The sequence below is a fragment of the Azotobacter armeniacus genome (assembly GCF_054779355.1).
This window is the reverse complement of the sequence record NZ_BAAGYK010000148.1, coordinates 48,811-61,690: the sequence shown is the minus strand read 5'-3', so window position 1 is coordinate 61,690 and position 12,880 is coordinate 48,811. Positions and strand designations below refer to the sequence as shown.

General features: G+C 65.6%; 9 protein-coding genes and 4 pseudogenes. 6 read left to right on the top strand and 7 right to left on the bottom strand.

Going from position 1 to position 12,880, the window contains the following annotated elements; genetic code table 11:
- Window positions 1–3: 3 nt before the first annotated feature.
- On the bottom strand, window positions 4–1,074 hold the full coding sequence (gene ada, locus ACYVD0_RS19525) for a bifunctional DNA-binding transcriptional regulator/O6-methylguanine-DNA methyltransferase Ada (RefSeq protein WP_460428343.1): 1,071 nt from the start codon (window positions 1,072–1,074) through the stop codon (window positions 4–6).
- 258 nt (window positions 1,075–1,332) lie between these two features.
- Here ada and ACYVD0_RS19520 point away from each other — a divergent pair, with 258 nt between their 5' ends.
- Window positions 1,333–2,463 carry an alpha/beta fold hydrolase gene (locus tag ACYVD0_RS19520; protein ID WP_460428342.1) on the top strand — a complete coding sequence of 377 codons (1,131 nt, stop codon included), beginning with the start codon at window positions 1,333–1,335 and terminating at the stop codon, window positions 2,461–2,463.
- A gap of 70 nt (window positions 2,464–2,533) precedes the next feature.
- Here the strand turns inward: ACYVD0_RS19520 and ACYVD0_RS19515 are convergent, their stop codons facing one another.
- The 4 genes from ACYVD0_RS19515 to ACYVD0_RS19500 all read right to left on the bottom strand — a co-directional run bounded on the left by ACYVD0_RS19515 (window position 2,534) and on the right by ACYVD0_RS19500 (window position 5,220).
- Window positions 2,534–2,893: a hypothetical protein gene (locus tag ACYVD0_RS19515; protein ID WP_460428341.1), complete on the bottom strand. Its 360-nt coding sequence runs from the start codon at window positions 2,891–2,893 to the stop codon at window positions 2,534–2,536.
- A 188-nt stretch (window positions 2,894–3,081) separates the two neighbouring features.
- Complete coding sequence (locus ACYVD0_RS19510; protein ID WP_460428340.1) at window positions 3,082–3,405, bottom strand: MDR/zinc-dependent alcohol dehydrogenase-like family protein; 324 nt, start codon at window positions 3,403–3,405, stop codon at window positions 3,082–3,084.
- Between the two features lie 459 nt (window positions 3,406–3,864).
- Window positions 3,865–4,725, bottom strand: coding sequence for an EamA family transporter (locus ACYVD0_RS19505; RefSeq protein ID WP_460428339.1), 861 nt, complete (start codon window positions 4,723–4,725; stop codon window positions 3,865–3,867).
- Between the two features lie 114 nt (window positions 4,726–4,839).
- Window positions 4,840–5,220, bottom strand: a complete 381-nt coding sequence (locus tag ACYVD0_RS19500) for a VOC family protein (protein ID WP_460428338.1) — start codon at window positions 5,218–5,220, stop codon at window positions 4,840–4,842.
- Window positions 5,221–5,344: 124 nt separating this feature from the next.
- On the opposite strand from ACYVD0_RS19500, the pseudogene ACYVD0_RS19495 reads away from it, so the two are divergent.
- Both ACYVD0_RS19495 and ACYVD0_RS19490 read left to right on the top strand, forming a co-directional pair.
- A pseudogene (locus ACYVD0_RS19495) lies at window positions 5,345–5,425 on the top strand (hypothetical protein); the annotation flags it as partial.
- Window positions 5,416–5,899, top strand: a pseudogene (locus ACYVD0_RS19490) (TolC family protein); the annotation flags it as partial. The pseudogenes ACYVD0_RS19495 and ACYVD0_RS19490, both read left to right, overlap by 10 nt.
- A gap of 11 nt (window positions 5,900–5,910) precedes the next feature.
- Here ACYVD0_RS19490 and ACYVD0_RS19485 read toward each other — a convergent pair.
- Window positions 5,911–6,813: a LysR family transcriptional regulator gene (locus ACYVD0_RS19485; protein ID WP_460428337.1), complete on the bottom strand. Its 903-nt coding sequence runs from the start codon at window positions 6,811–6,813 to the stop codon at window positions 5,911–5,913.
- 748 nt (window positions 6,814–7,561) lie between these two features.
- Here ACYVD0_RS19485 and ACYVD0_RS19480 point away from each other — a divergent pair.
- The 3 genes and pseudogenes from ACYVD0_RS19480 to ACYVD0_RS19470 all read left to right on the top strand — a co-directional run bounded on the left by ACYVD0_RS19480 (window position 7,562) and on the right by ACYVD0_RS19470 (window position 12,322).
- Entirely contained in the window at window positions 7,562–9,796 is a 2,235-nt protein-coding gene (locus tag ACYVD0_RS19480) for an alginate lyase family protein (RefSeq protein WP_460428336.1), read from the top strand.
- A gap of 156 nt (window positions 9,797–9,952) precedes the next feature.
- A pseudogene (locus tag ACYVD0_RS19475) lies at window positions 9,953–10,683 on the top strand (alpha/beta fold hydrolase).
- 148 nt (window positions 10,684–10,831) lie between these two features.
- A complete protein-coding gene (locus ACYVD0_RS19470) occupies window positions 10,832–12,322 on the top strand; it encodes an SLC13 family permease (RefSeq protein ID WP_460428335.1) in 1,491 nt (496 codons plus the stop codon).
- 144 nt (window positions 12,323–12,466) lie between these two features.
- On the opposite strand, the pseudogene ACYVD0_RS19465 reads toward ACYVD0_RS19470, so the two are convergent.
- Window positions 12,467–12,872 (bottom strand): annotated as a pseudogene (locus ACYVD0_RS19465) (HTD2 family dehydratase); the annotation flags it as partial.
- Between the last annotated feature and the right edge of the window lie 8 nt (window positions 12,873–12,880).

Sequence of the window (12,880 nt, the reverse complement as noted above, 5' to 3'; positions counted from 1 at the left end):
CCCTCATTCCCGTTCCCGCTCGAGCAGCGCGCGCTTGCGCTCCACACCCCAGCGATAGCCGGACAGCCCGCCGTCGCGGCGCACCACCCGGTGGCAGGGAATCGCTACCGCCAGGGCGTTGGCGGCGCAGGCCTGGGCCACCGCGCGCACCGCCTTCGGCACGCCGGCCAGCCGCGCCACCTCGGTGTAGCTGAGGGTGGTCCCCGGCGGAATCTGCCGCAAAACCTCCCACACCCGCTGCTGGAAGGCCGTACCGCGGATGTCCAGCGGCAGGTCGAGACCCAGCCGGGGCGCCTCGACGAAACCCACCACCCCGGCGACCAGCTGTTCGAAATCGGCATCGCCGCCGATCAGCTCCGCCGAGCGGAAGCGCTCCTGCAGCTCGCGCAGCAGCGCCTCTGGATCGTCGCCCAGCAGAATCGCGCACACCCCGCGCTCGCTCTGCGCCACCAGAATCGCGCCCAGCGAGCACTCGCCCAGCGCGAAGCGGATCGCGCTGCCGGCACCGCCGCTCCGGTAACGGCCGGCGGTCATACCGAGCAGTTCATCAGCCTGGGCATAGAAGCGCCCACTGGAGTTGTAACCCGCGGCATAGATCGCCTGCGTCACCGATTCGCCGTGCGCCAGCTCGCGGCGTAGCCGCCCGGCCCGCTGCGCCCCGGCATAGGCCCTGGGTGTCAACCCGGTGATCGCCTTGAAGGTGCGCTGCAGGTGCCAGAGGCTCCAGCCTACCTGTTCCGCCAGCTGCCCCAGGGTCGGCGGCTGCTCGGCGGCCTCGATGAAGCGACAGAGCCCGGCGACCTTCGCCGCCTGCGCCTGCGCCGGACTCCAGCGCTCGGGCCGACAGCGCTTGCACGGACGAAAGCCGGCCCGCTCCGCATCGGCAGCGCAGGCATGGAAGGCGACGTTCTCCGGCTTGGCACGGCGCGCAGGGCAACTGGGCCGGCAGTACACCCCTGTCGTCCTCACCGAATAGACGAAGCGCCCGTCCGCCTCGGGATCGCGCGCCGTCAGGGCGGCCCAGCGCGGATCGCCCAGGGTTTCTGCCGCTCGCGATTCACTCGTGATGTTCATCTCGCCTCTCACCCGGCCCGACCTCTCGAAGCCGAATCAATCTCCAGAGCCGGCACTCTAGCCCCCCGGCGAAGGCAGGACACCCCGCCTCTTGCTGCCGAATTCGCTGCCCTGGCCAGGAGCGGTCATACAGGGCAAACCTTGCAGAGTGACCCATAAACTACCCTTGCCAAGAGCAGGAAGGGTTTCCTAATCCATTGATCTTGAGCCGGAGTCCTCGATGGCTGGTCAAGATCCTCCAAGGAGGTACTGGGTGATATGACAGGCATGAAGCACCAGTCATTGACACTGTGGCCAGTTGCGGCTCCGTCCAATGAGAACAAGGCCTGGTCACGTATGAATGCTTATGGCCAGATCGATCGTGTTCGCCGGCTGCAAGGCCGGATGTTGGATGCCATGGGCCTGGGCCCGCGGGAGACGCCGTCACGGGTCGTACTCTCGACGCCATCGTTCACGCTCAAGGCCTATGGCAAGGCCGACCAGACAGGGCCGGCCCTGCTGCTGATGCCGGCTCCCATCAAGCGCGACTATATCTGGGACCTTATCCCCAGGGTCAGTGTCGTGCAGCAGTTCCTGCGCCATGGGGCCTGCGTCTATCTGCTCCAATGGAAGCAACCGGGCATAAATGAGCAAGATCTCGGGCTGGCCGAATATGCCGATCGCTACATCCTGGAGTGCCTGGATGCCATTGCCGCAGAGTGCGGGCAGCGCCAGGTATTCCTGGCGGGACATTCCCTGGGGGGAACCCTGGCGGCCATCTTCGCGGCTCTCCATCCCGAACGGATCCGCGGGCTCATCCTGCTCGAGGCGCCAATCGAGTTCGGCACGGCTGCAGACGCCTTCACCCCGTTCGTGGCCCGTGCCCCTCGCGCCCAGCAGGTCACCACCCTCCTGCACGAGGTACCCGGTTCCTTTCTGAGTATGGCGGCCGCCCGGGCCTCCCCGGACAGCTTCGTCTGGGCACGCTGGGCGGACTGGCTGAAGAGCCTCGCCGATAGCGAGGCCCTGCAGACTCATCTGCTGGTCATACGCTGGACGCTGGATGAGATGCCGTTTCCCCGGCGGCTTTTCGAAGAGGTCGTGGAACTCTTGTATCGGGAAAATCGCTTCATGGGCGGAACACTGAGTATCCTGGGGCAGTTGGCCACACCCTCACGCGTGAAAACGCCCATTCTCAGCGTGGTTGATCCACGATCGCACGTAGTGCCGCCCCAATCGGTCCTGCCGTTTCATGCTGCCGCCGGGAATAGCGATGCGCAGGTGCTGTGGTATGCGGGCGACGTCGGGGTTGCCCTGCAACATGTCGGGGTCCTGGTCGGGAAGCGGGCGCACCAGGCGTTATGGCCGCAAGTCCTCCAATGGCTGCACGCGCACAGCGAAACCGGCTGACTGACGCAAGGCAGCCCGCCAAGGCCTGCTCATGAAGCCCCCGAGCAGGCCTTGGGCAAAGCCGGCAGCGTCACGAATCGACATCGCTCAGCTTGATCGGCACAGGCGCAGGGCGCGGCCCGGTGCCGATATCGGCGCGCATGTCGGCCGGCGTCTCGAAGTCGCTGGCTACGCCACGCGTCTCCGCCACCGGACGGGAAAAGCCGCTGCAGTGGCTGTAATCGGCGATGCGCGCATGCCGGGGCCGGACATGTCGCTCGATCATCGAGCGGGCCGCCAGGGCATCGACCAGGGCCGTCCCCAGCACCACGGCCATCGCCGCCTTGACGTTGCCCCGCTTGGGATTGTCCGGCGACAGGCCCGAGACCAGCGTCGCCAGGTCCAGCGTATCCCCGGCCACACGGCCCCAGAGCGCCGGAGTGGGATTCACTCCCAGCGCGCCGAGGCCGGTGAGGATCTCGCGTGCACCAGCGCCTCGGAGCCCTCCATGCCCAGGGAACGCGAGGCCTGCTCCAGCAGCCCCAGAAGTAGCCCAGGCCGCGGGTGACCCGGTCGGAGGTAGCCATCGACGAAGTTCCGGACGCTGCAGACATATTCGAATGGTTCATGACGTTCCCCTCAAGGCTTCAGCACGACCTTGATGCAGTTGTCGAGCTTGTCGCGGAAGACCCGGTACATGTCCGGCCCCTGCTCCAGGCCCACGGTATGGGTGATGACGAAGGACGGATCGATCTGTCCCTCCTCGATGTGCCGCAGCAGGCCGTCGGTCCAGCGCCTGACGTGGGTCTGCCCAGTGCGGACCGTGAGGCCCTTGTTCATCAGCGCGCCGAACGGCAGCTTGTCCACCAGTCCGCCATAGACCCCCGGGATCGACAGCACCCCGGCCGGGCAGCAGACGTAGATCATCTCGCGCAGCACGTGCGGGCGATCGCTTTCCAGCATGACCGCCTGCCTGGATTGATCGCGGCATCGGTTTGGATCAGATGGTCGATCGAGGGACCGCCTTCACCCGACAGGGTGCGGTCCAGGGCAGAAACAATCCCGGTGGTCAGGCAGACTACGCCAAAGCACGGTCAACACGCTGGCGGCCAGCGTGAGGCCGAGCAAACGGACGAGGAAACGGTCGCGCATGAAAGAATCCTTGATTGCAGAAAATGGACGGATTTTATTTCCCGGCGCCTTTCCTCTGTTACTTCAGTCCTCGGCCCCGTAGATCACCTTCATCAGCGCGACGGTACTGATACACCGCTGCCCATGCTGGCGGTTGAATGCTTCCCGCACGGCCTGGGGCTTGCTCTTGAGGGTGAGCGCAGGTGGTGATATCGAGCATGTACTGCTGCGCGGGCGCCGCCGGTGGAAAACCCTTCGCGGGTTTTGCCACCCTACAGGTTGCCCCTCCCCTCACGCCTCCCGCCGCACCGCCGGGGCGAGGCGCTCCGCGGTCAACACCAGGGCGATGCCGCCGAGCACGGCCAGGGCAGCGAGGGTCAGGCGCAGGGTCAGAGCTTCGCCGAGCAGCAGGGCGCCGGCCAGGGCGGCGAGGATCGGCACGCTGAGCTGGACGGTCGCCGCTTGCAGGGTGCCAAGGCCGCGCAGGGCGCTGTACCAGATGGCATAGCCGATGCCCGAGGTCAGTGCGCCGGAGAGCAGCGCATAAAGCAGCCCCAGCGGGTCCGGCTCGCTTTGTGCCAAGAGGAGCAGACTGAGCAGCAGGGCCAAGGGAATGGCGCGTATAAAGTTGCCAGCGGTGGTGGCCAGGGGATCGGCGGCGCCGCGGCCGAGCAGAGAGTAGACTGCCCAGGCCAGGCCGGCGAGCAGCATCAGCGCGGCGCTGCCCGGCGCCGGCGCGCTGGCCCCCGGCAGCAGCAGCGCCACCAGCCCGGAGAGGGCGAGCAGCAGACCGAAGCTCGCCCAGCCGCCAAAGCGCTCGCCCTGCTGCAGGCCGTACAGGAGCATGCCGAGCTGCACTGCACCGAACAGCAGCAGGGCACCGACGCCGGTGTCCAGGTTCAGGTAGGCGAAGGAGAAGCCGGCGGCGTAGACGAACAGTGCGGCGGCGCCGGACCAGCTGCCGCCCACCCTGCCCTGCCCCGCACTCAGGCGCAGCAGCAGCCAGAGGGTCAGCGCGCCGGCCAGGATGCGCACGCCGGTGAAGCTGGCAGCGTCGATGTCCGTGTCCCTGAGGGCCAGGCGGCAGAGCAGGGAGTTGCCGGCGAAGGCCAGCATGGCGAGGGCGGTGAGCAGCAGGGTGCGGGCGGTCATGGCCGTCTCCGTGTGGAGTCCGAGGTGTTTCCGCAGTCTAGCGCCTGCCGCCCGGGTTCATCCCCACACCTTCGCGGAGGGGTACCTCCGCCTGCCCTCCCCGCCGCACGCGGCTCAGGCGGCCGGTTCGGAAATCTCGATCAGGTTGAGGTCTGGATCGCGCAGATAGATCGAGCGGATCGGCCCGGTCGCGCCGGTGCGCATGACCGGCCCCTCGACGACCGGCCAGTTCATCCGCTGCAGGTGGGCGATCACCGCCTCCAGCGGCTGGCTGGCGATGAAGCACAGGTCCAGCGCACCGGGCACCGGCAGGTGCGCCTTGGGCTCGAACTCGCGGCCGCGCACGTGCAGATTGATCTTCTGGTTGCCGAAGCAAAAGGCCAGGCGGCCGTTGCCGAAGGTTTCCAGGCGCATGCCGAGCACCTGGGTATAGAAGTGCGTGGTGGCGTCCGGGTCGCTGGCGGTCAGTACCAGATGGTCGAGGTGATCGATCATCGGAGGTCTCCTGGGGAGTGGCGCAGGGCCGGGGAATGAGCCGTGGCGGGTATCGCCCGGCCATAATCCTTGCCGGGTGCGACGGAGTTGGAAAGCATAGGCACCGTCCCGTCTGGAGCCTGCCATGTCCCTGCCCGATCTGAACCTGCTGGTTGCCCTGAACGTCCTGCTGGAAGAGGGAAGCGTAGTGGTGGCGGCGCGGCGCAGGCCGACTTCTATCCGCGGATCACCCTCGATAGGCCGCTTTGGCTTCGAGTCTTCGCAACTCCTCCCCTTCGAGTGGGACAACCGCCTGTTCGCCATCGGCCCCCGGCCTTTATGTATATACCAATCTTCGAGGGTGGGCGCCTGAAGGGCCGGCTGGCGCTGCGCGAGGCCCAGCAGCAGGAAGCCCGCCATCATTTGCCGGCGCACGGTACTCAAGGCCTGGCACGAGGTCGACGACGCCCTGACCGCCTACAGCACCAACCAGCAGCGCCAGCTCAAGCTGATCGAGGCAGTCGAGCAGAACGAAACGGCGCTGGGCAACGCCCGCCAGCAGTATTTGGCCGACGCCGTGGACTTTCTCAACGTGCTCAATGTGCAGAGGAATCTGCTGGCCACCGAGGAGCAGCGGATTCGCAGCGACGAGGCGGTTTCCATCAGTCTGGTGAGTTTCTACAAGACGCTGGGCGGCGGAAGGCGAAAACCTCAGGCCCCCTCGCGCAGGAGGAACTGCCACAGCTCACGCGCCTCGGGCTGCAGGTCCTGCTCCGACTTCACGCCAATCCACAGCAAGCGGCTGGCCCAGTCGTCGGTCAGCGGAATGGCGCGCAGGCCGGCCGCCAGGGGTTCGCCGCGCACCGCCGCCTCGGGCACCACGCCGATCCCCAGCCCGGCCTCGATCATCCGGCTGATGGCGTCGAAGCTGCCCACCTGCATGCGCAAGCGGAGGATGCGCTGCGCGGTCACCGCGGAATCGATCAGCAGCCGCAGCAAGGAGGTGCCGTGGGCGAGGCTGATGTAATCGAAGGCCAGGGTGTCGACGAAGGCGATCCTGCCGAACTTGGCCAGCGGATGCCCGACCGGCACCAAGAGGACCAACCGGCTCTGCCGGTAGGGCCGCAGCTCCAGGGTCGGCGCCGGCACGTTGTCGGCGAACACCCCGACATCGATCCGGCCGCTGTCCAGCGCCGCGACGATCTCCTCACTCAGCCGCTCCTCCAGGTTGATGCGCACCTGGGGCCGGTCGGCGAGAAAGCTGGCCAGATCGTGCGGCAGGAACTGCAACACCGCGGAAGTATTGGCCCACAGCCGCAGATGGCCGCGCACGCCCATGGCGAACTCGCCGATGTCGGCGGCCATGCGATTGACGTTGTCGAGAATGACGCGGGCGTGCTCCAGGAGCTCCCGGCCGGCCGGGGTCAGCTCGAGCCCGCGCGGCTGGCGGACGAACAGTGGGCAGTCGATGGTCCTTTCCAGATCGCAGATGCGCTTGCTCACCGCCGACAGGGTGAGATGGGCGCGCTCCGCCGCCCGGGTCAGACTGCCCAGCTCGGCGGCCAGCAGAAACACCCGCAGGGACTGCAGATCGAAATGGAGAGGATTGGTCATGCTGCTGGAGACTCCTAAAGCTATGGAACCGAACATACCCCGAACACTGCGCGGAATCTCATACCGAGCTGCCCTGGCGATGGCCGGCATGCCAACGGAGTCATCAGATCGATCTCCATGCTTGCCACCCTCGTCATCGACGGCGGAGTCAGGATGCTGGCACGCGGAGCAGTCGGGGGTCACGGCTATCGGGGCCTTCGATTGCATCCGATCAGCGGCCGCCGAGGAAGGCGTGGAGGCGAGCCCCGGTCGAGCGGGGTGGGCACTTTATCAAACCACAGTGCTGGACGAGAGCGCGCCAGGCGAGAAAACGGACCAAATATTTCTAAGCCTTGCCCGCACGGACGGACCACCGGGGGTGGAGGGATCGAAGTCGAGCCGTCCTTCGGAGATCGGCCCGGCGCATTGCACGCACCGGCGGTATTCATCATCGGCCGGAAAGGCACGCAGCGCTCTCTGCCGCTTGCTGCTGCCGATCCTGGCGGGTCTGCTCACCTTGGGCATGGGCAATGGCAGTTGGGTGGCAGCTTCATGCTTGGTCATGCTCGGCCTGAGCCAGGGCGGCATCCATGCTACCGTGGGCGCGATTTGCGCCTGAACGCTATGGAATTCAGCCCATCGATGCCATCCGCCCGGTCATCCAGGCGGCAATGGTCGTCTCGACTGCTGCAAGGAAAGCCAGTCAGGCCGAAACCAACAGGTTGGCCATTGCCAGCTGGATAATTAGAAAAGTGAGGGAAGATAGCCGATGCAAAGACTGCAAACTACGTTGGGCCTGATCGCCGCCATGATGCTTTCGGGACAGGCCGACGCAGTGGCTCCAGAGCCCGAAACCGCCGGGCCCGTGCTGTTCAAGCATGCCGAACCGAGTTCGACTCAAGGCGATTATCCGCTCTTCGCCAGCGAGCAGAAGCGCATGGAGGCGCTGGTCGACGCGGCAAGGCGCGCCGGAATAAATGTACCTGTGCCCAAGGACCCCGGTGGCGGCTTCACCCACGAACAACACAAGCGCAACTATATGGCGCTCTATGGCGCCGGACTCCTGTACCGGATCACGGGGGATACGGCCTATGCCGACTACGCGCGGCGCATGCTGCTGGAATACGCCAAGCTGTATCCGACGCTGGGGCCGCATCCCGCCGCGACCGGCGACTCGCCGGGGCGGCTGTTCTGGCAGAGCCTCAACGACAGTGTCTGGCTGGTCTATGCGGTGCAGGGCTACGACGCGATCCGCTATACGCTTTCGGCCCAGGACCGGCAGACCATAGACGACAACGTCTTTCGCCCGATGGCAGCGTTTCTTTCCGAAGGCCAGCCGCAGGTTTTCAACCTGATTCACAACCATGCGACCTGGGCCTGCGCTGCCGTCGGCATGACCGGCTACGTGCTGCGCGACGGGGAACTGGTGGCGAAGTCCCTCGAGGGCCTGGACAAGAGCGGCAGGACGGGCTTCCTGCGCCAGGTGGACCAACTCTTCTCACCCGATGGTTATTACACGGAAGGCCCCTATTACCAGCGTTATGCCTTGTTGCCCTTCGTGCTCTTCGCCCATGCGATCGAGGCGAGTGAGCCGCAGCGCAAAATCTTCGATTATCGGGACGGCGTATTGCTCAAGGCGATCCGTACCACCGTCCAGCTCACCTATGACGGTTATTTTTTTCCGCTCAACGATGCACTGCCAGACAAGAGCTTGAAGACGGATGAGCTCTATCAGGCAATCGCCATCGGCTATGCCGCGACGCGCGACCCGGGCTTTCTTGCCATCGCCAACTGGCAGGGGCGCACCTCACTCACCCCCGAAGGGCTGCTGGTCGCACGCGATCTGGCGGCGGACGGGGAAAAGCCGTTCCCCTTCGCCTCCCTGCTGTTCCGGGATGGCCCGCAGGGCGAACAAGGGGGCCTCGCGGTGATGCGTTCCGGGCCGGGCAACAAGGACCAGGTTCTGATCGCCAAGAACAGCGCACAGGGCATGGGGCATGGGCATTTCGACAAGTTGGGCTGGATGCTCTACGACGATGGCGCCCCGATCGTTACCGACTACGGGTCGGCGCGCTTTCTCAACATCGAGTCCAAGGACGGCGGTCGTTATCTGAAGGAAAACCAGAGCTGGGCCAGGCAGACCATCGCGCACAACACCCTGGTGGTGAACGAGACCAGCCACTTCGACGGCCAGTGGAAGGTGGGAGAAACTATTTCACCCCGACAGATTTTCTTCTCGGCAGACGGGCCGACGCGGGTGAGCACCGCCGAAATCGAGGGCGCCTACCCCGACGTGCGCTTGCGCCGCACCCTGGCGCAGTTGTCGATAGACGGCCTTGCCAGCCCCGTTGTCGTCGACCTGATGCGCGTCCGGGGCAGCCAGCCGGCGCAGTATGACCTGCCCCTGCACTATTCGGGACATATCACCGAGGTGGGTTTCCCACTCCAGTCGAACCCGACGGACAGGCCTGTGCTTGGAAAGGCCAATGGCTATCAGCATCTGTGGGTGGATGCGACAGGCGCGCCGAATGCCGGCAATGCGACACTGACGTGGCTCAACAACCATCGTTTCTATACCTACCGCATGCTGCCACCCGAAGGTACGAAGATCATCCTGGCCGAGAGCGGCGCCAACGATCCGAGCTTCAATCTGCGCCGGGAGCCCGTGCTGATCGAGCGCCTGAGCGGTGCCACCGACGCCACCTTCGTCTCCGTGCTCGAGCCGCACGGCCTCTATGATCCTGCCGGGGAGACGGTCACCGACAGCAAGAGCCGGATCACGGCGCTTCGCCATTTCCGCGCGACGGATGTCGACATCGTCGCTCTCGACCTGATCGACGGCAGGACTGTGACGCTGGCCATAGCGGACGATGCAGACGCGGCGAAGGCGCATCAGGCCGTGGTCGACGGGAAGCCGCTCGCGTGGACCGGTCATGTCGGCCGCTTCGATGACCAGACGGCCAAGGAAACGCAACAAGAGGTGGCATCGGGACAACTCCCGTAGCGGCAAAGGACTCTGCCGGCAAGAATCGTCACCTGCAAGGTCATGGCTTGCGCTCCTCATGCCCGGTCGACCTGACTGCCTGGCGGCCTGGGTCAGACCGGGCGCAAGGTCTGGCGTCCGGAAACTGCTCTCGTCGTCGTTGATCATGTCAGTGGCATGCAGATCGCCTACCGCATAGGGAGCAGCGGACCGGGCCTGCTGCTGCTCCACGGCCACCCGCAGACCCATGTCATCAGGCACAAGGTCGCGCCGGAGCTGGCGCGATACTTTACGGTTGTCGCCGCTGACCTGCGCGGCTACGGCGACAGCGACAAACCCGAGGACGGCGTCGGGCATGCCGCTTACAGCAAGCGCGAGATGGCCCGCGACATGGTCGAGCTGATGGCCAGTCTGGGCTTCGCTCAGTTCGATCTCCTGGCGCATGATCGCGGTGCGCGGGTTGCCCACCGGCTGGAGTTGGACAGTCCGGCCGCGGTGCGTCGCTTGATCCTGCTGGATATCGCGCCAACTCTGGCGATGTACACACAAACCATGGAAGCCTTTGCGCGCGCCTACTGGACTGATTCTTCCTGATCCGGCCGGCACCACTGCCGGAAACCCTGATCGAAGCCGACCCGGAACTCTATCTACGCAGTGTGATGGGCAGCCGCAGTGCCGGCATCGACCTTGAGCATGACCGCGCCGACGTCGAGGCAGGACGCTTGATGGACACGCCGCTACTGGCATTGTGGGGAGGCGAAGGTACGGTGGGCAAATGTTTCGACCCGCTGGCCGAATGGCGCAAGGTGGCCAGCGATGTACGCGGCAAGCCGCTGCCCGCCGGCCATTACCTGGCCGAGGAAGTTCCCGAACTGCTGCTCGAAGAAGTGCTCGCCTTCCTGCTCTGAAGCCGCTTCCTTTCTGCAGCCCCCTGCAGCACCAAAAGATCATACCGGGGGCGCTCCACTGCCTGCGCAGCAACGGCTGACAACGATAATAACGGCAACCACAATGAAAAAGTGCTCCATACCCCCCGACAACAACGAATCCGCAACCATGCCCGCCCCCTTCGACGACCTTTCCGCATCAGAACCTGGCAGCCCGGCGCCACAGGAGCCTGCCGGCCGTTCTACCGCAGCTTCCGTCGGCCTGCTCCTCGGTCCGCTGCTGCTGCTCGCCTGCCTGTTGAGCGAGCCGCCGGCAGGCATGTCCGGCGAGGCCTGGGCCACCGTGGGCCTGGCCTGCCTGATGGCGACTTGGTGGTCGACCGAGGCCATACCCATCCCCATCACGTCGCTGTTACCCATCCTGCTGATTCCCGCACTGGGCATTGCCAGCCTGGAGAAGGCTACTGCGCCCTACTCCAATCCGGTGATCTTCCTGTTCATGGGCGGATTCATGCTCGGGCTGGCGATGGAGCGCTGGAATCTGCACCGGCGCATCGCCCTGTCAATCCTGGTCGCGGCAGGCAGCCAGCCGACCCGACAGATCGCCGGCTTCATGCTGGCCACCGCCTTTCTCAGCATGTGGGTAAGCAATACCGCCACCACCATCATGATGCTGCCCATCGGCCTGTCAGTGATTGGCCTGGTCGCAGAACGGGGTGAACGGAGCGAGCAGGAACGCTTTGCCGTAGCCCTGCTGCTGGGGATTGCCTATGCCGCCAGTATCGGAGGGGTCGCCACCCTGATCGGTTCGCCACCGAACGCCCTGTTGGCGGCCTTTCTCCGGGACAACCATGGCATAGAGGTCGGCTTCGGTAGCTGGATGCTGTTCGGTCTTCCGGTAGCGGTACTGATGCTGGCCTTCAGCTGCTGGTGGATGACCCGCAAGGGCTTCAAGCTTTCCGGGTACGACAGCCAGACCAGGCTTCGCGAGGAGCTCGCCGGGCTTGGAGCGATGTCCAGGGGAGAGAAGCTCGTCGCAGCGGTGCTGCTGACCACGGCGCTGTGCTGGATATTCCAGCCCGCAATCGGTACCTGGCTGCCAGGAATCAACGACACCGGCATCGCCATGGCGGCCGCGCTCGCGCTCTTTCTCATTCCCGTACAGAGGAAGGACGGATTGTTTCTGATGAGCTGGGAGCAGGCGCTCAAATTGCCCTGGGGCGTGCTGCTGCTCTTCGGCGGTGGCCTGTCTCTGGCCCAGGCCATCCGCAGCACCGGCCTGGCCGAATGGATCGCCCAGGGGCTGCAGATCTTTGCATCGCTGCCACCGTTGCTGCTGCTGGGACTGGTGGTGCTGGTGATCATCTTCCTCACCGAGATCACCTCCAACACCGCCACCGCCGCCGCCTTCCTGCCGCTGCTCGGCGCCTTGGCCGCCTCCCTGGGATTCGCCCCCGAACTCTTGGCCATTCCGGCGGCCGTCGCCGCCAGCTACGCCTTCATGCTGCCGGTGGCCACGCCGCCGAATGCCATTGTCTTCGGCACCGGCAAGGTACGTATCGGCTCCATGATGAGAGCCGGTCTGGCGCTCAACCTGGCGGGCCTGCTGATCGTAACCTTGGTCGGCTATTTCCTGAGCGGGGTGGTAACGGGAAACTGAGGCGCCCCCCTTCGCTCATGCGCGGCCGCCTGGCCGCGCACACCGTCTTTTGTCGATTGCCCTCGACTTCGCCGCTGCCGGCCTCGCGCCTGTCGAATGCCTCCAGTGTTCGCCTCGCCAGGCAGCGCCGACACGCGGGCGTGCTCAGTCGAACCAGACCTCGCCCTTCTGGGCGATGCCGTTGGCGCTGCCGGCCCACAACTCGGCGTGCCCCGGCGCATCGATGCATCCGCTGCCCTCGAAGGGTTCCGGCGCGATCAGCGGGCGCAGGCCGCGATAGGCGAAGCGGCGCAGACGCGCGGCCGGGTTAGCTCTCGGTTTTGGTGACGTAGGGCTAGTCGTAGTGGATGCAATGGCCGTTGAAGGCCACCGCGGAATAGGAATAGCGGAACAACAGCGTGGCGGTCGGCTCGACCGTCTCGCGCCAGTCGCCCTGCGGCACCGCCTCGCCGGAGCGGGTTTTCGGCGGGCAGGGCCCGCGGTAGACGATGTCCTGTTCCTCGCGCACAGCCAGGCGGCCGGCCTGCCGATATTCATGACATACGGTAACATCCTGCC

Bases quoted from the DNA above. Each gene is read 5' to 3' on its own strand.
- ACYVD0_RS19485 (WP_460428337.1), bottom strand. From the start codon at position 6,813: ATGACCAATCCTCTCCATTTCGATCTGCAGTCCCTGCGGGTGTTTCTG.
- ada (WP_460428343.1), bottom strand. From the start codon at position 1,074: ATGAACATCACGAGTGAATCGCGAGCGGCAGAAACCCTGGGCGATCCG.
- ACYVD0_RS19510 (WP_460428340.1), bottom strand. From the start codon at position 3,405: ATGCTGGAAAGCGATCGCCCGCACGTGCTGCGCGAGATGATCTACGTC.
- ACYVD0_RS19470 (WP_460428335.1), top strand. From the start codon at position 10,832: ATGCCCGCCCCCTTCGACGACCTTTCCGCATCAGAACCTGGCAGCCCG.
- ACYVD0_RS19520 (WP_460428342.1), top strand. From the start codon at position 1,333: ATGACAGGCATGAAGCACCAGTCATTGACACTGTGGCCAGTTGCGGCT.
- ACYVD0_RS19500 (WP_460428338.1), bottom strand. From the start codon at position 5,220: ATGATCGATCACCTCGACCATCTGGTACTGACCGCCAGCGACCCGGAC.
- ACYVD0_RS19480 (WP_460428336.1), top strand. From the start codon at position 7,562: ATGCAAAGACTGCAAACTACGTTGGGCCTGATCGCCGCCATGATGCTT.
- ACYVD0_RS19505 (WP_460428339.1), bottom strand. From the start codon at position 4,725: ATGACCGCCCGCACCCTGCTGCTCACCGCCCTCGCCATGCTGGCCTTC.